This is a genomic window from Streptomyces sp. NPDC006458 (assembly GCF_040612135.1).
Lineage (GTDB): Bacteria > Actinomycetota > Actinomycetes > Streptomycetales > Streptomycetaceae > Streptomyces.
In genome coordinates this window covers 42,430-61,121 of sequence record NZ_JBEXPR010000001.1, presented here as the reverse complement: position 1 = coordinate 61,121, position 18,692 = coordinate 42,430, and the positions used below count along the sequence as shown (strand labels likewise).

The 18,692-nt window shown below is 71.3% G+C and carries 15 protein-coding genes; 11 read left to right on the top strand and 4 right to left on the bottom strand.

Features of this window, described 5'->3' with window-relative positions; all coding sequences use genetic code 11:
• The first annotated feature begins 97 nt into the window (after positions 1-97).
• Together ABZZ79_RS00265 and ABZZ79_RS00260 are read left to right on the top strand one after the other, a co-directional pair.
• Positions 98-1,363 carry an amino acid deaminase gene (locus ABZZ79_RS00265; protein ID WP_356684816.1) on the top strand — a complete coding sequence of 422 codons (1,266 nt, stop codon included), beginning with the start codon at positions 98-100 and terminating at the stop codon, positions 1,361-1,363.
• Between the two features lie 17 nt (positions 1,364-1,380).
• Entirely contained in the window at positions 1,381-2,991 is a 1,611-nt protein-coding gene (locus ABZZ79_RS00260) for a D-aminoacylase (protein WP_356684815.1), read from the top strand.
• Between the two features lie 40 nt (positions 2,992-3,031).
• On the opposite strand, the gene ABZZ79_RS00255 is transcribed toward ABZZ79_RS00260, so the two are convergent.
• Together ABZZ79_RS00255 and ABZZ79_RS00250 are read right to left on the bottom strand one after the other, a co-directional pair.
• Positions 3,032-3,877: a serine protease gene (locus ABZZ79_RS00255; RefSeq protein WP_356684813.1), complete on the bottom strand. Its 846-nt coding sequence runs from the start codon at positions 3,875-3,877 to the stop codon at positions 3,032-3,034.
• A gap of 157 nt (positions 3,878-4,034) precedes the next feature.
• Positions 4,035-4,766: a hypothetical protein gene (locus tag ABZZ79_RS00250; protein WP_356684811.1), complete on the bottom strand. Its 732-nt coding sequence runs from the start codon at positions 4,764-4,766 to the stop codon at positions 4,035-4,037.
• A 124-nt stretch (positions 4,767-4,890) separates the two neighbouring features.
• Here ABZZ79_RS00250 and ABZZ79_RS00245 point away from each other — a divergent pair, with 124 nt between their 5' ends.
• The 6 genes from ABZZ79_RS00245 to ABZZ79_RS00220 all read left to right on the top strand — a co-directional run bounded on the left by ABZZ79_RS00245 (position 4,891) and on the right by ABZZ79_RS00220 (position 11,582).
• Positions 4,891-6,102 (top strand): pyridoxal phosphate-dependent aminotransferase, encoded by a 1,212-nt coding sequence (locus ABZZ79_RS00245; protein WP_356684809.1) that lies wholly within the window; start codon positions 4,891-4,893, stop codon positions 6,100-6,102.
• 117 nt (positions 6,103-6,219) lie between these two features.
• Positions 6,220-6,624 (top strand): hypothetical protein, encoded by a 405-nt coding sequence (locus tag ABZZ79_RS00240; protein ID WP_356684808.1) that lies wholly within the window; start codon positions 6,220-6,222, stop codon positions 6,622-6,624.
• Positions 6,625-7,214: 590 nt separating this feature from the next.
• The gene (locus ABZZ79_RS00235; protein ID WP_356684806.1) at positions 7,215-8,282 is read left to right on the top strand and encodes a substrate-binding domain-containing protein; all 1,068 of its coding nucleotides are present in this window, start codon (positions 7,215-7,217) and stop codon (positions 8,280-8,282) included.
• A 12-nt stretch (positions 8,283-8,294) separates the two neighbouring features.
• Positions 8,295-9,458 (top strand): toxic anion resistance protein, encoded by a 1,164-nt coding sequence (locus tag ABZZ79_RS00230; protein ID WP_356684804.1) that lies wholly within the window; start codon positions 8,295-8,297, stop codon positions 9,456-9,458.
• Positions 9,455-10,990, top strand: coding sequence for a substrate-binding and VWA domain-containing protein (locus ABZZ79_RS00225; RefSeq protein WP_356684801.1), 1,536 nt, complete (start codon positions 9,455-9,457; stop codon positions 10,988-10,990). Before ABZZ79_RS00230 ends, ABZZ79_RS00225 begins: the two co-directional genes overlap by 4 nt.
• The gene (locus ABZZ79_RS00220; RefSeq protein WP_356684800.1) at positions 10,977-11,582 is read left to right on the top strand and encodes a hypothetical protein; all 606 of its coding nucleotides are present in this window, start codon (positions 10,977-10,979) and stop codon (positions 11,580-11,582) included. The genes ABZZ79_RS00225 and ABZZ79_RS00220 overlap by 14 nt, the downstream gene beginning before the upstream one ends.
• 445 nt (positions 11,583-12,027) lie before the next feature.
• On the opposite strand, the gene ABZZ79_RS00215 is transcribed toward ABZZ79_RS00220, so the two are convergent.
• Complete coding sequence (locus ABZZ79_RS00215) at positions 12,028-13,851, bottom strand: phosphoenolpyruvate carboxykinase (GTP) (protein WP_356684798.1); 1,824 nt, start codon at positions 13,849-13,851, stop codon at positions 12,028-12,030.
• Positions 13,852-14,178: 327 nt separating this feature from the next.
• On the opposite strand from ABZZ79_RS00215, the gene ABZZ79_RS00210 reads away from it, so the two are divergent.
• From ABZZ79_RS00210 to ABZZ79_RS00200, 3 genes are all read left to right on the top strand, one after another.
• A complete protein-coding gene (locus ABZZ79_RS00210; protein WP_356684796.1) occupies positions 14,179-14,892 on the top strand; it encodes a hemolysin III family protein in 714 nt (237 codons plus the stop codon).
• Positions 14,893-15,001: 109 nt separating this feature from the next.
• A complete protein-coding gene (locus ABZZ79_RS00205) occupies positions 15,002-15,217 on the top strand; it encodes a hypothetical protein (RefSeq protein WP_356684794.1) in 216 nt (71 codons plus the stop codon).
• 33 nt (positions 15,218-15,250) lie between these two features.
• The gene (locus tag ABZZ79_RS00200) at positions 15,251-15,982 is read left to right on the top strand and encodes a Mut7-C RNAse domain-containing protein (RefSeq protein WP_356684792.1); all 732 of its coding nucleotides are present in this window, start codon (positions 15,251-15,253) and stop codon (positions 15,980-15,982) included.
• Between the two features lie 91 nt (positions 15,983-16,073).
• Here ABZZ79_RS00200 and ABZZ79_RS00195 read toward each other — a convergent pair whose 3' ends face one another.
• Positions 16,074-18,575 (bottom strand): galactose oxidase-like domain-containing protein, encoded by a 2,502-nt coding sequence (locus ABZZ79_RS00195; RefSeq protein ID WP_356684790.1) that lies wholly within the window; start codon positions 18,573-18,575, stop codon positions 16,074-16,076.
• Positions 18,576-18,692 lie beyond the last annotated feature (117 nt).

The following is an 18,692-nucleotide window of genomic DNA, read 5'->3' as shown; positions in this document are numbered from 1 at the left end:
CGCTCCGTTGACCCCGCGTCGGCGAGATGTGAGACAGCGGTAGCGACATACGCAACGGTCGTTGCACACAACGCAACGCACCTGATCAGGAGGTTCCATGAGCACCGAGTCGCTCGCCCGGCTGGCCTCGGAAACGATCGACCACCGTTTCAAGGGCCTCCCGCCGGACGCCGACGGGCTCACCGTCGGCGAGCTGACCGCCCAGCGCCGCAACCTCTTCACCAGCGGTTTCGCCACACCCGTGCTCGCGCTGTCGGCGGAGCGGCTGGAGCACAACCTGCGGCTGATGGAGACGTACGCCGAACGCCACGGCCTCGCCTTCGCCCCGCACGGCAAGACCACCATGGCGCCCCAGCTGTTCCAGCGGCAGATCGAGCACGGCGCGTGGGGCATCACGCTCGCCGTCCCACACCAGGTGCGCGTGGCACGGGCGTTCGGGACCGAGCGGGTCTTCCTCGCCAACGAGCTGGTGGACCCGGCCGCCCTCAGGTGGATCGCCGCCGAGCTGGCCGCCGACCCGGCCTTCCGTCTCATCTGCTACGTCGACTCCGTACGCGGCGTGCGGCTGATGGACGCGGCCCTGGCGGGCGCGGAGCGGCCCGTGGACGTCGTCGTGGAGCTGGCGGCCGGTGAGGGCGCGCGGACGGGCGTGCGCACGGAGGCGGAGTGCGCGGAGATCGCCGGGGCCGTGGCCCGCACGGGCACCCTGCGGCTGGTCGGTGTGGCGGGCTACGAGGGCGAGGTGCCCGGGGCCACGCCGGAGCGGGTGCACGCCTGGCTGCGCCGGCTGGTGGCGCTGGCCGTGGACCTGGACAAGGCGGGCCTGTTCTCCGCCACGGACGAGATCGTGGTCAGCGCGGGCGGCAGCGCCTGGTTCGACGCGGTGGCGGACGTGTTCGCCGAGATCCCCGAACTGTCCCGTCCCGTGCTGAAGTTGCTGCGCTCGGGCGCGTACGTCTCGCACGACGACGGCCACTACCGCAAGCTGACGCCCTTCAACCGGATCCCCGAGGAAGGCGCCCTGGAACCGGCCTTCCGGCTCTGGGCCCAGGTCGTCTCGCGGCCCACCGCCGGCCAGGCGTTCGTCAACGCGGGCAAGCGGGACGCGGCCTACGACCTCCATCTGCCCTTCGCCCAGGTGGTCCGTCGCGACGGTGCCGAGCGCCCGGCCGCCGGCATCGAGGTGACGGCCCTGTCCGACCAGCACGCGTGGCTGTCGACGAGCGGTGAGGCGGACCTGGAGGTCGGGGACTGGCTGGGCATGGGGCTGTCCCACCCGTGCACGTCGTTCGACAAGTGGCCGCTGATCCCGGTGGCCGAGGCGGACGGAACGGTTGTGGAATACATCCGCACGTTCTTCTAGGAGACGGGGGCAGACCGATGGACGAGCTGGTCGTCCGGGACGCGGACGTCGTGGACGGCAGCGGTGAGCCGTCGTACCGCGCCGATGTGGTCGTCGACGGCGGCAGGATCGTGTCGATCGTCAAGGAGGCCGCCGCGGCGGGCTGCCAGCGGCCGCGCGCGAGGCGCGAGCTGGACGCCGAGGGCCTGGTCCTCTCCCCCGGCTTCATCGACATGCACGCCCACAGCGACCTCGCCCTGCTGCGCGACCCCGACCACAGCGCCAAGGCCGCGCAGGGCGTGACCCTGGAGGTCATCGGCCAGGACGGGCTGTCGTACGCCCCCGTCGACGACCGCACCCTGGAGGAGGTGCGCCGGGCGATCACCGGCTGGAACGGGTACGGCGACGACATCGACTTCGACTGGCGGTCGGTCGGCGCGTACCTGGACCGGCTCGACGGGGGCATCGCCGTCAACGCCGCCTATCTCGTCCCGCAGGGCACGGTCCGCGCGCTCGTCGTCGGCTGGGAGGACCGCCCGGCCACGCCCCAGGAGCTGGACCGCATGCGGCAGTTGGTCGCCGAGGGGCTGGAGCAGGGCGCGGTCGGCCTGTCGTCGGGGCTGACGTACACGCCGGGCATGTACGCCGAGGACGCCGAACTGACCGCGCTGTGCCGGGTGGTGGCCTCCTACGGCGGCTACTACTGCCCGCACCACCGCTCCTACGGCGCCGGGGCGCTCACGGCGTACGCGGAGATGGTGGAGCTGACCCGGGCGGCGGGCTGCGCCCTGCATCTGGCGCACGCCACCCTGAACTTCGGTGTGAACGAGGGCCGGGCACCGGAGCTGCTGGCGCTGCTGGACGAGGCGCTGGACGCGGGGGCCGACATCAGCCTCGACACCTACCCCTACACACCCGGCAGCACCACCCTCGCGGCGCTGCTGCCGAGCTGGGCGGGCGAGGGCGGCCCCGAGGCCCTGCTGCGCCGCCTCGCGGACGAGGAGACCGCCGAGCGCGTCCGGCACGACCTGGAGGCCGTGGGCGCGGACGGCTGCCACGGGGTGCCCGTGCAGTGGGAGACGATCGAGATCTCCGGGGTCACCGATCCCGCGCTGGCCGAGTACGTCGGCCGTACGGTCCGCGAGTCGGCGGACGCGCGCGGCGAGGCGCCCTGGGCGACCGCGCGGCGGCTGCTGCTGCGCGACCGGCTCGGGACGGCGATCCTCCAGCACGTGGGCCACGAGGAGAACGTGCGCGCCATCATGCGCCACCGGGTGCACACCGGCGGCTCCGACGGCATCCTCCAGGGCGCCAAGCCGCACCCGAGGGCGTACGGCACCTTCGCGCACTACCTCGGCCACTACGTCCGCGAGCTGGGCGTGCTCTCGCTGGAGGAGTGCGTCGCCCGGCTGACCGCGCGGCCCGCGGCCCGGCTGCGGCTGCCGGACCGCGGGCTGGTGCGCGAGGGGTACCGCGCCGACCTGGTGCTGTTCGACCCGGCGACGGTCGCGGCGGGGTCGACCTACGGCCGGCCGCGCACCCTGCCGACGGGCATCCCGTACGTGCTGGTCGACGGCCGGTTCGTGATCGAAGACGGCCGCCGGACGGACGTGCTGGCGGGCCGGTCGGTGCGGCGCACGCCCCTGTGACGGCGTACGCCGCTGTGACCTGTCACGCCCTTCGATCAGGTCACGGCTTGGGCAGGACGCAGCCGGCGGCGCTCAGGTCGAGCTTGTTGTCGAGGCCGAAGCAGGCGGCGAGGAGGTAGGTCTGCTGGGCGTAGTTGATGCCCTGGCGGACCGTGACCGTGCCGGACTCGTCGATCTCGCAGGGGTTGTTCAGCGTGCAGCTCTGGCCGTCCTCGTTGCCGGTGTTGTTGACGGCGACGACCCGGCCGGTGCTCTGGTCGACCACGGGCGAGCCCGAGGTGCCGCCGATGGTGTTGCAGGCGGAGGTGTAGCGGAGGGAGTCCTTCCAGGTCCAGTCGCCCTCGCGCATGCGGTAGACGAACCCGTCGACCGAGCAGTTGTAGATCCGCTTCCAGTAGCCGGAGACGACGCTGATGGCGGTGCCCGCGACCGGGTGGGTGTCGTCGAGGGTGAGCGCGTCGATGCCGTAGCTGCCGCGGATCTGCGCGTAGGTGCGGGTGAGCTGGTAGACCGCCACGTCCGTGTCGGTCATCGTCGAGTACGCGATCTTACTGGCGCGCAGGGTGGCGACCCGGGTGCCGGCGGAGTTGAGCAGGCCGAAGGAGCGGCTGGACGCCTGGTCGACGACGACCTCGCCGGGCTCCGGGAACCCGCTCTCCAGACAGTGGCCGTTGGTGAGCGCCAGCGCGGGATCGTCGTCCTCGGAGTCGGGCATGCGGATGACCGAGCCGGAGCAGTTGCTGAGCGAGACGGTGCCGGCGAAGTTCACGGCCTTGACCGCGGGCGCCGCGCCGCCCGTGTCGGTCTCGGTGGCCGCGACCGCGGGTGCCGCACCCGTCCCGGTGATCACCAGGGTGGCGAGCGCGGCAAGGAGAGGCTTGTTCACGTGGGGGTCCCCTCTATGGACGGGGGCGACCGGAGGTCTTCCGATCACCCCGCATATTTGTCATGCGCATTGTTAATGCGGAGACAGGAGGGGACAAGGAGCCGTTTCCGGCCCGACTGGCTGGTTGTCACCCCGGCGCCGGATGCGCCGCGTGCGGTCAGTTGGGCTTCTTGGGCCTGCCGTGACCGAGCCCCGGCTTGCCGTCTGCGGGCGAGGAGGCCGTGGGCCGCGCGGGCTCGCCGGCGGGGGCGGTGGTGGCGGGCTGCCGGGTGGCGGGGGTCGCGGAGGGCTCGGCGCTCGCGGCGCCGGAGGCCGAGGCGGAGGGGGCCGCGCCCTCCGGCGCGGAGGCGGCCGGCGTCCCGCCGACCGGGCCGGCCCCGGGATCGGCCGCCCCCTCCCCGCCACCGGTTCCGGCGGAGTCCTCCGCCGTCGCGCCCGTACGCTCACGTGAGCCGGCCGGGTCGTCCTCGCCCGGCGACCCGAGGGAGAAGCCCGCGACGATCGCGGCGAGGGACATGACCCCGACGGCACCGGCCGCCGCGAGCAGGCGGCGGTCGGGGCGGCGCGCCGCTCGACGCGCACCGCGGCGCCGGCCACCGCGGCGCCGGCCACCGCGGGCCGGCCCGGGACCGGCTTCGGGCCCGCCGGGTCGGGCGTCGACCACCGGGGACAGCTGCGCCGTCTCGTCGTAGGAGTTCTGCCACCCGTGCGCGGACGCCGGATCGGCGTACTCGTCGTAGGCGGGAACGTGCGCGGCGCCCTGCGGGTGATACACGCTCGGCGGGACGTCGGGGACCTGGTGCGCGGCATGCACGTCGTACCCGCCGGTAGCGTTGTTCGCGGCGTTCATGGGGTACATCCCGTTTTCGGGTTGACGGTGCTCGGACATGGCCGCGCATTGTAGGGACTGGCGGGTCGGTTGGCCCAGCCACCGGCGAAAACCTGACATAGTGCCGTCTCACGTGGCGGGAAACACGGCCCCGGGGGCGTTACCGGGCCGTAAGCTCCGAGGCATGCAGGTGATCCAGTCGACCAAGCTCGCCAACGTCTGTTACGAGATCCGCGGCCCGGTGCTCGAGGAGGCCATGCGGCTTGAAGCCGCGGGTCACCGCATCCTCAAGCTGAACACCGGCAACCCGGCCGCCTTCGGCTTCGAGTGCCCGCCGGAGATCCTGGAGGACATCCTCCGCAACGTCCGTTCCGCGCACGGCTACGGCGACGCCAAGGGCCTGCTGGCCGCGCGCCGGGCCGTCGTGATGCACAACCAGACCCTGGGCATCGAGACCGATGTCGAACACGTCTTCATCGGCAACGGTGTCTCCGAGCTGATCGTGATGGCGATGCAGGGACTGCTCGACGACGGCGACGAGGTGCTCGTCCCGGCGCCGGACTACCCGCTGTGGACGGCCGCGGTGTCCCTGTCGGGCGGCACGGCGGTGCACTACCGCTGCGACGAGCAGGCCGACTGGATGCCGGACCTGGCGGACATCGAGCGGAAGATCACCGACCGCACCAAGGCGATGGTGATCATCAATCCGAACAACCCGACGGGCGCGGTGTACGACCGGGCCATGATCGAGGCCCTGACGGACATCGCCCGCCGCCACAATCTGCTGGTCTGCTCGGACGAGATCTACGACAAGATCCTCTACGACGGCGCCACCCACACCCCGACGGCCTCGGTCGCCCCGGACCTGCTGACACTGACCTTCAACGGCATGTCGAAGTCGTACCGGGTGGCCGGTTACCGGGTGGGCTGGATGTCCATCTCGGGTCCGCGCTCGCACGCCGAGTCCTACATCGAGGGCCTGACGATCCTGGCGAACATGCGACTGTGCGCGAACATGCCGGGCCAGCACGGGGTGGTCGCCGCGCTGAGCGGACGCCAGTCGATCAACGACCTGGTGCTGCCGGGCGGGCGCCTGAAGGAGCAGATGGACGTCGCGCACTCGATGCTCACCCAGATCCCGGGCGTGAGCTGCGTGAAGCCCAAGGGCGCGCTGTATCTCTTCCCGCGTCTGGACCCGCAGGTGTTCAAGATCAAGGACGACCGGCAGATGGTCCTGGACCTGCTGCGCCGGGAGAAGATCATGGTCGTCCAGGGCACCGGCTTCAACTGGCCGGAGCCCGACCACTTCCGGGTGGTGACCCTGCCGACGTCGAGGGACCTCACGGACGCGATAAGCCGGATCGGGAACTTCCTGGACGGCTACAGCCAGCCGTGACGCCGGGCCGGCCGCCTCAAACCCGGAGCGGCCGGCTTTTCGCGGTGTTTCTTTGATTCGGTCAACTTTAGACTCGATCCAAGCTAGGATGGTTTCTGTAGACACAGGAGGCCATCCATGTACGAACCGATCCGCACGAAGTCGGTCCACAGCTCGATGGCCGGCACGACCTCGGACTTCCCCCACCGTTCCCGCGAGGAGGAGCTGGACATCCAGCTCGCGGGGCATCTCGGCGCGCTGCTCGCCGTCACCGACGAGCTGCGCGCCCTGGCCCCCTCCGCCGAGCTGGACAGCGCGGCGGCATGTCTCGCCGAGCAGGTGGCACGACTGCGGGGCGGCGCCGTGCCGGTCCGCGCGGTCCCGAGCGCCACGGGCGATTCCGCCGCTCTCCACCAGCGTGCCCATGCCCTCGCGGGGCGGGCGCTGCTCGTCGCCGCGTCCCGGGCGGACACGGCGGCGGCGATTCTCTCGGCGCAGCGGATGGACGCCCACACCGAGGCTCTTCAGCCGGCCCTTCCCTGAGCCCCTCCGGGCCCTGCCACGGGCCCGTCCGGGCTCCCCTCCAACGGCCCCGGTCCGCGTGCGACCGCAGCGACGCGCGGACCGGGTGCCACGGCACTGCGTTGGCTTGAGCGGGGTGTCGCCGTTGGGCTGGGCGCCGGGGCCTGCTTCTCGTTGTCCGTGATCGCCGTTCGACTGGTCTCGCCGTGGCGGTTGTCGGTCGTTCGCGGCTTTCTGTTGTCTGTGGCTGGTCGCGCAGTTCCCCGCGCCCCTTAGGGGGTGGGTGCCGGTCGCGGTCTTTTGCTCACTGTGGCTGGTCTCGCGGTTCCTCGGGCCCCCTTGAGGGCGGGGGTGGCCTTCTCGGCTTTCCGTTGCCTGTGGCTGGTCGCGCAGTTCCCCGCGCCCCTTCAGGGCGGGGGTGCCGTTCGCGGTCTATTGCTCACTGCGGCTGGTCGCGCGGTTCCTCGGGCCCCTTTGGAGCTGGGCCAGGGGGTGGGTGGTGGAGGGTGTTGTTCCGGTTGCATACCGGGAAGGGGTCGACACCTGGCGTTAACCCTGGGCGCACGGGAAGTTGGGGTTCCGCGAGCAGTCTCCACGGTGTGAGACGAATCATGGGAATCGTTCTCGCGGCTCTGCTGGTCGGCGGTGTGGTGGTGGCCGTCGTCATCGGGCAGGGCGGTGAGGACCAGGGTGCGGCAACGAAGACCGTACGCGCGGTGATCGGGTCGGAGAAGGCGGAGTTCTTCGCCGATCCGCAGGTGGTGAAGGCCCTGGCCGCCAAGGGCTACACCGTGAAGGCCGAGACCTCCGGGTCATGGGCCATGGAGGGGCTGGAGCTGAGGGGCTACGACCTCGCGTTCCCGTCCAGCAAGGCGCCCGCCGACGAGCTGGCCCGGAAGTACGAGGTGCGGCAGCCGCTGCCGCGGCCCTTCTACTCCCCCCTCGTCGTGGTCGCCCACCGCAGCGCCGCCGAGGTGCTCGCCGGCAACGGGATGGCCACGCTGGAGCAGGGCACCGGCCGGGGGGTGCTGAGGATGGAGCCCTATCTCGCCGCCGCCCGCGCCGACCGGACCTGGCAGGAGCTGAAGGGGGCCCAGAAGTACGGGGAGCTGAGCGGCACGCTCTATGTCGCCAGCACCGACCCGGAGACCTCCAACTCCGGGGCCCTGTACCTCGCAGCGGCCTCCTACGTGGCCAACGGCGGCCGCGTCGTCGCCGACGACGAGGGACTCGACGCCACCGCGCCCCTGATGCGCAAGCTCGTCAGCGTGCAGGGCGCCCAGCAGTCCAGCTCGGACGCGGCGTTCCGGGACTTCGTCAGCGGCGTCGGCAACCCGCTGGTCCTGGTCTACGAGTCGCAGGTGGCCTCGCTGCTGAACGAGCAGCAGGACCCGGGTGACCTGACCGTGCTGTACCCGGACACCACCGCCAACAGCGACCACACCGTCGTACCGCTCACCGAGAACGGCCGGGCGATTGGTGAACTGCTGAGCGACGACAAGGAGTTGCGGCGGCTCGCGGTGAAGCACGGATTCCGGCCGCAGGGGGCGGCCGCCGAGTTCACCGCGGCCACCAAGGCCCACTCCGCCCACCTCAACCAGACGCTGACCGGCGTCCGGCAGGCGCCCGTGCCCACCTCCGCGGTGCTGCACGAGATGGCGCGCCGGACCCGGCACTAGGGGGAACTCCGCATGACCGACAACGACTTCACCCTCACGCCGCCCGAGCCCGTCACGGCCGTGCCCCGGGACAGGGCCGGCGGGCTGGTGCCCGTCGAGGACGGCGTTCGCGACGACATGGCGCGCAAGGCCGCCGACTATGTCTCCGGACTCGCCGTGCTCGACGCCCGCTCTCCGGAGTTCGCCGGCAAGGTCGGGGAGATCACCGCCCTCGGCGCCGGGGAGATGCGCACCGCGGCCGCGCAGTCCAACCGCATGCTGGAGCGCACCGTGCGCTCCCTGCCCGACAAGGGCGGGGACGCGTCGGCGAAGGTCGCCGGGTCGCTCGTCGAACTGCGGCGCGTGGTCGAGGACCTCGACCCGCGCGACCTGCCCGCCTCCAAGGGGCGCAAGTTCCTCTCCAGGCTGCCCGGCGGCAACAAGCTGCGCGACCACGTCGCCAAGTACGCCTCCGCCCAGGGCACCCTCAACACAATCGTCGGCTCGCTGCGCGGCGGCCAGGACGAACTGCGCCGCGACAACGCCGCGTTGCAGACCGAGCGGGTGCGTCTGTGGGAGACCATGGGCAAGCTCCAGGAGTACGTCGTCCTCACCGAGGCCCTGGACACCGCCGTGGAGCAGCACATCGCCGGGGTCGGCGACCCCGGGGCGGCCGACTCGCTGCGCGCCGACGTGCTCTTCCCCGTGCGGCAGAAGCACCAGGACCTGCTCACCCAGCTCGCCGTGTGCGCACAGGGCTACCTCGCCATGGACGTCGTGCGGCGCAACAACGAGGAGCTGATCAAGGGCGTCGACCGGGCCGCCACGACGACCGTGTCGGCTCTGCGCATCTCCGTGATGCTGGCCTCCGCGCTCGACAACCAGAAGAAGGTCGTCGAGCAGGTCAACGCCCTGCGCGGCACCACCGAGGACCTGATCCGCGGCAACGCCGAGATGCTCGCCACGCAGAGCGGGGAGATCCAGCGCATCGCCGCCGACCCGGCCGTCGGCGCCGAGACCCTGCGCACCGCGTTCCAGCAGATCTATCGCACCCTCGACGCCATCGACACCTACAAGGTGCAGGCCACCGAGGTGATGGCGACGACCGTGGAGAACCTCACCGCCGAACTCCAGCACGCGGGCGCCTTCCTGGCGCGCAGCCGCTCGCAGTCCGCGCTGGAAGGCGGCCTCGGATGAGACGTGTGCTCGCCGCGGCGCTCGCCGGTGCCGCCCTGCTCACCGCCTGCTCGTCCCAGGACGAGCCCGACCGCCCCGCCGCCACCTACCAGGCCGGCACCCTGCGCGTTCTCGCCTCCAGCGAGCTCGCCGACATGACGCCGGTGCTGGACAGGGTCCGCGAGAAGACCGGCATCACCGTCCGGCCCACCTACATGGGCACGCTGGACGCGGTCGACCTGCTGGCGCGGGGCAGGGCCAGGGGGACGTACGACGCGCTGTGGCTGTCCTCGAACGACTATCTGCGGCTGCGCCCGGAGGCGGCGAAGGAGGTCGTCTCCGAGACGCCGGTGATGTCCAGCCCGGTCGCCATCGGTGTGCGCCCTGCCACCGTGCGGGAACTGGGCTGGAAGCCCGGGAACGTGACCTGGGCGCAGGTCGGGCAGGCCGTCGCCGACGAGAAGCTCACCTACGGCATGACCGACCCGGCGCGCTCCAACTCCGGCTTCTCGACGCTGATCTCGGTGGCCTCCGCGCTGTCCGGGGCGCAGTCCGCGCTGACGGACGCCGATGTCGAAAAGGCCACGCCCCGGCTGAAGGAGTTCTTCCAGGGGCAGAAGCTGACCTCGGGTTCCTCGGGCTGGCTGGCCACCGCCCACCAGCGGCGCGGTGACGTGGACGCGCTGCTCAACTACGAGTCCGTGCTCACCGGCATGCCGGACCTGACGGTGATCCGCCCGCGCGACGGGGTCGTCACCGCCGACTACCCGCTGTCCTCGCTGACCTCGTCGAACGGCACGGCCCGCGAGGACGTGCGACGGCTGACCGAGGCGCTGCGCTCGCCGGAGATCCAGCGCGAGATCACCACCCGTACGCACCGCCGCCCGGTCGTCCCCTCCGTGGACCCGGCGCCCGGACTGGACACCGAGCGGCGCCGCGAACTGCCCTTCCCGGGCAGCCGGTCGGTCGCCGACGGACTGCTCGACTCCTACGAGAACGAGCTGCGCCGGCCCTCGCGCACGGTCTACGTCCTGGACACCTCCGGCTCGATGGAGGGCGACCGGATCGAACGGCTGAGGGCGGCGCTGGCCGGGCTGACCGGGGACTTCCGGGAGCGCGAGGAGGTCACGCTGATGCCGTTCGGCTCGGACGTGAAGAGTGTGCGCACCCATGTGGTCGACCCCGAGGACCCGGGCAAGGGCATGAAGGCGATCCGCGAGGACACCGACGCGCTCACCGCCGAGGGCGACACCGCGATCTTCACCTCGCTCCAGGAGGCGTACGAGCACCTGGGCGACGGACGGGACACGTTCACCTCGATCGTGCTGATGACGGACGGCGAGAACACCACCGGCGCGAGCGCCGAGGAGTTCGACGCCTTCTACGCCGGGCTCGACCCGGCGCGGCGGGCCACCCCCGTCTTCCCCATCCTCTTCGGCAACTCCGACCGCGGGGAGCTGGAGCACATCGCCGAGCTGACCGGCGGCCGTCTGTTCGACGCCCAGCAGGGCTCGCTGGACGGCGCCTTCGAGGAGATCCGTGGCTATCAGTGAGTATCTGGGGTCCCGGAAGAACATCACCGGGAGCGTGTGCGGGCTGGCCGGGCTCGCGCTCACCTTCACCGGGCTCGCGGGCACCTACTGGCCGGTAGTGGTCCTCGGACTGTACGGCGCGGGCGCGCTGATCGCCCCGCCGGAGCGGCCGGCGCTGCCTGACTTCCCCGACCCGTCGGCCCAACTGGACGAGCTGCGCGCGGACTTCGGCAGACTTCGCGACTATCTCGCGGACGTGGAGCTGCCGCCGGCAGCCGCCGGGGGCCTGACCGAGCTGACGGACCTGCTGGCCGCGCTGCTGGAGCCCGGCTGGGTCGCCGAGGCTCTGGCCCGTGACCCGGAGGGCGTGCACGCGCTGTCCCGGATGGTGCGCCAGGACGTCCCGGAGGCCGTCGACACCTTCGTACGGACCCGGTGGTGGCATCGGATGACGCCCGGCCAGGAGCCGCCCGAGCGGCATCTGGAGCGTCAGCTGGGGCTGCTGCGCCGGGAGGCGGAGACCCTGGCGGCCGGCCTGCGGGAGATCGAGGTCCGCCGCCAGGAGACCCACACCCGGTACCTGGAGGACCGGGGCGGGAGCGGTGACATCTAGGGGCTGACGTGCGGGAAGAGCGCCAGGACCCGCCCGTAGCCGCGCACCTGCGGCAGCCAGGGGGCGGGGTCGGCGCGAAGTCGGCGCGGGGTCGGCGCTTACCTGGCCGTCGCCGCCGCCGAAAGCCGGTGTCGGGGGCCGGTGTCGGGGCCGTCGGCGTTGTGGCGGGCGGGCGCGGCCTCGCCCCTGCCGGAGCCTGCGGCCACGATCCCGCCGTCGGGCCGCACCGCCGGGGGCTCGGGTCAGGTCACGGGCACCACGGCCACGCACCACGGCCACGCAGCACGGCCCCGCACGCCATTGTGCGGGGCCACTGTTCGTGACAATGTGCCGCCTCCCGCGGCCGGCGTGACGATCACTGGGCAGGGCTCCCATCGGGGCCGACCGCGGGGGATCCAGGGGGGCTCGCGCCCCGTCTTCTCTTACGGGTCGTTCCTCCGGGCCGTCAGCCCAGGCGCTCGACCAGAGCGCGGTACTGGTCCCACAGCTCCTTCGGCGTGTGGTCACCGAAGGTGTTGAGGTGCTCGGGCACCAGCGCGGCCTCCTCGCGCCACACGTCCTTGTCGACGGTGAGCAGGAAGTCCAGGTCGGAGTCGGACAGTTCGAGGCCGTCGGTGTCCAGGGCGGCCTTGGTCGGCAGCACGCCGATCGGGGTCTCGACGCCCTCGGCCTTGCCGTCCAGGCGCTCGACGATCCACTTCAGGACACGGCTGTTCTCGCCGAAGCCGGGCCAGACGAACTTGCCCTCGTCGTTCTTGCGGAACCAGTTGACGTAGTAGATCTTCGGCAGCTTGGACTGGTCCCGGTCCTTGGCCACGTCGACCCAGTGACCCATGTAGTCGCCCATGTTGTAGCCGCAGAACGGCAGCATGGCGAAGGGGTCGCGGCGCAGCTCGCCGACCTTGCCCTCGGCGGCGGCGGTCTTCTCGGAGGCCACGTTGGCGCCGAGGAAGACGCCGTGGTCCCAGTCGAAGGACTCGGTCACCAGCGGGACGGCGGTGGCGCGGCGGCCGCCGAAGAGGATCGCGGAGATCGGCACGCCCTTGGGGTCCTCCCACTCGGGCGCGATGATCGGGCACTGCGAGGCGGGGACGGTGAAGCGGGCGTTGGGGTGCGCGGCGGGCACCTCGGACGCGGGCGTCCAGTCGTTGCCCTTCCAGTCCGTCAGGTGGGCCGGGGTCTCCTCCGTCATGCCCTCCCACCAGATGTCGCCGTCGTCGGTGAGCGCGACGTTGGTGAAGACGGAGTTGCCCCACAGGGTCTTCATCGCGTTGGCGTTGGTGTGCTCACCGGTGCCGGGCGCGACGCCGAAGAAGCCCGCCTCGGGGTTGATGGCGTACAGGCGGCCGTCCTCGCCGAAACGCATCCAGGCGATGTCGTCGCCGATGGTCTCGACCGTCCACCCGGAGATCGTCGGCTCCAGCATGGCCAGGTTGGTCTTGCCGCAGGCGGAGGGGAAGGCGGCGGCGACGTACTTGGACTCACCGGTGGGCGGGGTCAGCTTCAGGATGAGCATGTGCTCGGCCAGCCAGCCCTCGTCGCGGGCCATGACGGAGGCGATGCGCAGGGCGTAGCACTTCTTGCCGAGCAGCGCGTTGCCGCCGTAGCCGGAGCCGTAGGACCAGATCTCGCGGGTCTCCGGGAAGTGGGAGATGTACTTCGTCTGGTTGCACGGCCACGGCACGTCCTGCTCGCCCGGTTCCAGCGGGGCGCCGAGGGTGTGGACGGCCTTGACGAAGAAGCCCTCGGTGCCGAGCTCGTCGAGGACGGGCCGGCCCATGCGGGTCATGGTGCGCATGGAGACGGCGACGTAGGCGGAGTCGGTGATCTCGACGCCGATCGCGGACAGCGGCGAGCCGAGCGGGCCCATGCAGAAGGGCACCACGTACATGGTGCGGCCCTTCATCGAGCCGCGGAACAGGCCCTTGTCACCGGCGAAGATCTCCCGCATCTCGGCGGGGGCCTTCCAGTGGTTGGTGGGGCCCGCGTCCTGCTCCTTCTCGGAGCAGATGAAGGTGCGGTCCTCGACGCGCGCGACATCGGTGGGGTCGGAGGCGGCGTAGTAGGAGTTCGGGCGCTTGACCGGGTCGAGCTTCTGGAAGGTGCCCTTCGCGACCAGCTCCTCGCAGAGCCGCTCGTACTCGGCCTCGGATCCGTCGCACCAGACCACGTTGTCCGGCTGAGTGAGTTCGGCTATCTCGTTGACCCAGGTGACCAGTTCCTGGTGGTTGGTGGGGACGACGGAGGGAGCCGCGATGTCTCGCGCCACGATTGCTCCTAAGAGAGGGTTTTTTGTCCTGTTCTGCCCCGTGGGGGCTGCGACCCGGATGCTTCGTAGGCGCTCATCCGGTGCCGACCGCACTCATTTGATCATCCGACGTTCCCGCCCATCTGTCCAGAGGACCTCACAGGTGAGCGGAGTGAGGATCGCCACGTGTGACGGCGTTTCTTTGCGTCCACATGGCGTTCGGCAAAAAGTTCTTTGCCTTGACAGGGCGCGAACGGCCGACAGGAGACGTGAGATGATGCCCACTCCCGGCAGGTCATCTCGCTCCGCTGACCCGTAACTTACGGTTCCGTAGGTACGATGCGACGCATGACTGCGTCCGCAACCGACGCGCCGCTGGACCCGCCGGACCCCGGCCGCGGTCCCGTCGCGCCCTCGCTTCCGTATCCGGTCAAGCCCAGACTCCGGGGCTGGCTGCACCTCGGCATGTTCCCGGCCGTGCTGATCGCGGGCCTGGTGCTCACCGCGCTGGCGGACTCCCCGCGCGGTCGCGTGGCCTGCGGAATCTATGTCCTCACAGCCTGCCTGCTGTTCGGCGTGAGTGCCCTGTACCACCGGGGCAACTGGGGCCCGCGCATGGACGGCCTCCTGCGCCGGCTCGACCACGCGAACATCTTCCTGATCATCGCGGGCACCTACACCCCGCTGACCCTGCTGCTCCTGCCCGACGGGAAGGGGCGGTGGCTGCTGTGGAGCATCTGGGCCGCGGCGGCGGCCGGGATCGTCTTCCGGGTGTTCTGGGTCGGCGCCCCGCGCTGGCTCTACACCCCCTGCTACATCGCCATGGGCTGGGCCGCCGTCTTCTTCCTGCCCGACTTCATGCGCGCGGGCGGCATCGCGGTGCTGGTCCTGGTCATCGTGGGCGGCCTGCTCTACAGCGCGGGCGGTGTGATCTACGGCATCAAGCGGCCCAACCCCTCCCCCCGCTGGTTCGGCTTCCACGAGGTCTTCCACTCGCTCACCCTGGCCGCCTTCGTCGTGCACTACGTCGGCATCTCACTGGTCGCCTACCAGCACGCGTAACCCGCACCCTCACTCTTCGGCCACGGTCCATCGGACCGTGGCCGCTTTTCATGCCTCCGGGCGGATGCCAGATTGACAGTGACCGCATTTTGAGAGTTACTCTCAATTCATGGCCGCTTCCAGCATCTGCCGCCGGTCCCCCGGCGACCGCCCCTGGGCACGGGCCGTGGTCAGCGTGTGCCTGGTGGTCCTCGCCTTCGCCGCGCTCCTCGGCAGCCGTACGGCGACGGAGTCCGGCTCCGGCGTCACGCCGCTGTCGCTCTCCCGGGCGGCACTGCGCGTCTGCGCCCTGCCACTGCACGGGCTGCCCGGCACAAACCCATGAGACGGGTCCGGGGCCGCATGCCATCCTGGCCCCGTGAGCGCACCCGAGATCCATGTCCAAGTCAGCCCCGACCTCGCCCTGTTCGTGCCGCACGGCCGGCGCGGCGGCGCCACCGCCCTCGCCGTGGACGGCGTCTCCACCCTCGGGCATGTCGTGGAGTCCCTCGGCGTGCCGCTGACCGAGGTCGGCGCGCTGGTCGTGGACGGACGCGAGGTGCCCGTCTCGCACGTGCCCGCGCACGGCGAGTCCGTCGAGGTCCGCCCGGTGCCCCGCCCCCAGCAGGTCCCCGGCGCCCCGCTGCGCTTCCTGCTCGACGTGCACCTCGGCACCCTCGCCCGGCGGCTGCGGCTGCTCGGCGTGGACACCGCCTACGAGTCCACCGACATCGGTGACCCGGCGCTCGCCGCCCGCTCCGCCGCCGAACGGCGGGTCATGCTCAGCCGCGACCGCGGACTGCTGCGGCGCCGCGAGCTGTGGGCCGGCGCCTACATCTACAGCACCCGCCCGGAGGACCAGCTCCACGACGTCCTCGACCGGTTCGACCCCGAGCTGAACCCCTGGAGCCGCTGCACCGCCTGCAACGGCGTCCTGCGGCAGGCCACCAAGGATGAGGTCGCCGACCAGCTCGAACGCGGCACCCAGGCGTCGTACGACGTCTTCGCGCAGTGCCGCGCGTGCGGGCGGGCCTACTGGAAGGGCGCCCACCACGACCAGTTGGAGGCGATCGTCGAGGGCGCGCTGAGCAGGCGCGCCCGGCGTGGCTGAAGCGGGCCGGGAACCGGCAGCCGGACACGGCACGGCCCCGGACCCGGTGGTCGTACCCGGGTCCGGGGCCGTGCCGCGGCGCCGGTGATCCTCAGCGGCGTCTGACGATGTCGCCCCTGCCGCAGGCGATGCCGTCCTTGTCGCGGTCCAGGCGGTGACGGTCACGGCCGTGGACCGCGAGCCCGGTGCCGTAGCCGTTCTTCTTCAGCCAGGTGCACCGCTCGTTCTGCGGCACCGCGGGGAACTTCCACGGCACGCACTGGCTGATGGTGCCGTAGGAGTGGTCGCAGCCGTCGTAGCCCTGGGGCATCGTGATGCCCTGGTGCCGGGAGTGGCCGGTACCGCCCGAGGCCATGGCGCTGTGGTCGTGTCCGCCCGTGGCGGCCGAGCCGCCGGTGGCGGACCCGTTCGCCTCGCCCGCCGCCAGGCTCCTCTCCAGATCCGTGGCGTACGCCTGCACCCGTGCCTCGGCGACCTGGCCGGAGGCGCCGACGCGCACCCACTTGGACACCGACGGCACGCCGTTGGCATCCACCACGCTCAGCATGTAGTACCCGGGCGGCGCGATGTTCGGGTTGCTGGTCAGGCTGAGGTCGATGGTGTTGCCGTCGACGTTCATCGGCAGGTCGACGTAGCGCTGGTTCGGGTCGGAGGAGTGGGTGACCGCGGCCGGGCGGATCAGCGAGGCCTTGACCACCGGCTTGTCGACCGTGATGCGCTGCGTGCTGCCGTACGCCCACGCCGTGTGCGCCAGCGAGGTGATCTGCGGCCGGGCGCCCCGGAACAGGTACGGCGGCTTGTAGATCGACACGCGCTGGTCGAAGGAGCCGTCGCCCGGGTTGTTGCCGATGCTCATGACGCGGCCGTCGGGCAGCAGCACGGACGAGGAGTGGTACGTCCGCGGGACCGGGTCGGTGGCCAGGCCCGGCTGGAAGGCGTTGGTCGCCGGGTCGTACATCGAGGCCTCGAAGACGGGATCCTCGCGGTAGGTGTGCAGGGCGCCGCCGGTCTCCAGGACCTTGCCGTCCGGGAGGATCACCGCGGAGACATACACCTTGCCCTGGTCACCGGTCTGCGGCTGGCCGTTCTGGTACTTGCCCTGCGGCAGGTTCGGTCCGGGAACATAGGCCGGCGAGGCGGCCTTCATGTCGATGACGTCCACGAGCCGGTGCGCGTCGGGCGAGACGGTGTGGTTGCCGCCGCCGATGGTGATGACCTTCTGGTCCTGGGCGGGCGGCAGCAGCACCGACATCGACTGGTCGCGCTCGTCCTTCTTGCGCAGGCCCGGGATCTCGCTGATGGTGTTCGCGTCGTAGTCGTAGACCGAGGCGCCGGTGCCGGACAGGCCCACGCCGAAGACATGGCTGCCGGTGTAGAAGAGGCGGCCGTCCTGGAGCAGGATCATCGACGGGTACAGGCCCCAGAAGGCCCAGGCCTGCTTGGCCTCGCCCATCGGCAGCCACTTGTTCTGGGCGTAGGAGAAGTGCTCGTTGACGACCGTGCCGGAGGAGTCCTCACCGAGGCCGCCGAGCGAGATCACGTCGCCGTTGCCCCTGACGGTGGCCGACGGGTACCAGTGCCCGGCCAGCATGTCGTTCGTCCTGACGTACTTGTCGGTCGCCGGGTCGAAGATGTAGCTGGTCTTCAGGCCCTTGTAGCCGACGCTGCCGTCGGGGGCGGCGTAGTCCTTGTTGCCGCCCATCACCAGCACGCGGCCGTCCGGGAGCTGGACGTGCCCGGCGCAGAAGAAGTCCGACGGCGTCGGGATGTCGGTGTAGGTGCCGGCGACCGGGTCGTACAGGGTGGTCCTGAAGGTGCCGGCCCTGAACATGTCGAGGTCGTTGCCGGAGCCTGCGATCAGCAGCACCTTGCCGTTGTGCAGCAGCACCGAGTGGATGGCGCGCACCGGCGACTGGAGCGTCTGGACGGTCCACTCGCCCTTGCACTGCGGTCCCGTGCCGCCCGCCTCGCAGGGGTCGGGCTCGGCGGGGACGGTGGCGTCCGTCATCGCGTAGTCGTCGGTGGTGAGCCGTCCGACGCCGTAGAGGGCGCCGCCCCAGGTGACCTGGTCGGTGCCCGGCGGAATGACCGGGGTGCGGACCTCGGTGCGGCTCCAGCCCGCGGACTGCTGAAGGGTCTTGAGGTCGGTCCAGTAGACCCAGCCCAGGGTGGTGTCGTGGCGGAAGATGGTGAAGGCCACGTCGGGTGTCGTGGACTTGTACCAGAACGACAGGTCGTACTGGTGGCCCGCGGTGACCTGCGGGGCGCAGGAGTTCTCCAGCATCATCGTCTTGCGGTCGCCGTCGCCGCGCCGGGTCAGCTCGATCCGGACGGCCTTGCCGCCGGCGTGCGCGTCGTCGGTGACGGTGAAGGTGAAGTCGTTGTCTCCCCAGCCCGACTTCTCGAAGCACTGCGGGAACTGGGACGGCCCGTCGATGATCTCCAGGCCGGGGTTCTTGACCAGGTTGGTGGCGGCGGTGGCGGGTTGGGCGCCGAGCGGGCCGAGGCCGAGCGCGGCGGCGAAGAGGATGAGGGATGTGGTCAGGACGCGGCCGGTTCTCCCGCGTGCTGGTCTTCGGGCTCGAAGGTGCATGGTCGTCCCCCCTTGTTCACGAACCCCTTGCCGGGGAGGGACCCCCGGGGCGGCTTTCGGGCCTCGGGGGTCTCCCTGGTGTCCACGGGTGGGAAGCGGCCCAGGGCGGGCCGCCGG

Bases quoted from the DNA above. Each gene is read 5' to 3' on its own strand.
- ABZZ79_RS00240 (WP_356684808.1), top strand. From the start codon at position 6,220: ATGTACGAACCGATCCGCACGAAGTCGGTCCACAGCTCGATGGCCGGC.
- ABZZ79_RS00265 (WP_356684816.1), top strand. From the start codon at position 98: ATGAGCACCGAGTCGCTCGCCCGGCTGGCCTCGGAAACGATCGACCAC.
- ABZZ79_RS00195 (WP_356684790.1), bottom strand. From the start codon at position 18,575: ATGCACCTTCGAGCCCGAAGACCAGCACGCGGGAGAACCGGCCGCGTC.
- ABZZ79_RS00260 (WP_356684815.1), top strand. From the start codon at position 1,381: ATGGACGAGCTGGTCGTCCGGGACGCGGACGTCGTGGACGGCAGCGGT.
- ABZZ79_RS00205 (WP_356684794.1), top strand. From the start codon at position 15,002: ATGGCCGCTTCCAGCATCTGCCGCCGGTCCCCCGGCGACCGCCCCTGG.
- ABZZ79_RS00230 (WP_356684804.1), top strand. From the start codon at position 8,295: ATGACCGACAACGACTTCACCCTCACGCCGCCCGAGCCCGTCACGGCC.
- ABZZ79_RS00245 (WP_356684809.1), top strand. From the start codon at position 4,891: ATGCAGGTGATCCAGTCGACCAAGCTCGCCAACGTCTGTTACGAGATC.
- ABZZ79_RS00250 (WP_356684811.1), bottom strand. From the start codon at position 4,766: ATGTCCGAGCACCGTCAACCCGAAAACGGGATGTACCCCATGAACGCC.
- ABZZ79_RS00210 (WP_356684796.1), top strand. From the start codon at position 14,179: ATGACTGCGTCCGCAACCGACGCGCCGCTGGACCCGCCGGACCCCGGC.
- ABZZ79_RS00235 (WP_356684806.1), top strand. From the start codon at position 7,215: ATGGGAATCGTTCTCGCGGCTCTGCTGGTCGGCGGTGTGGTGGTGGCC.
- ABZZ79_RS00225 (WP_356684801.1), top strand. From the start codon at position 9,455: ATGAGACGTGTGCTCGCCGCGGCGCTCGCCGGTGCCGCCCTGCTCACC.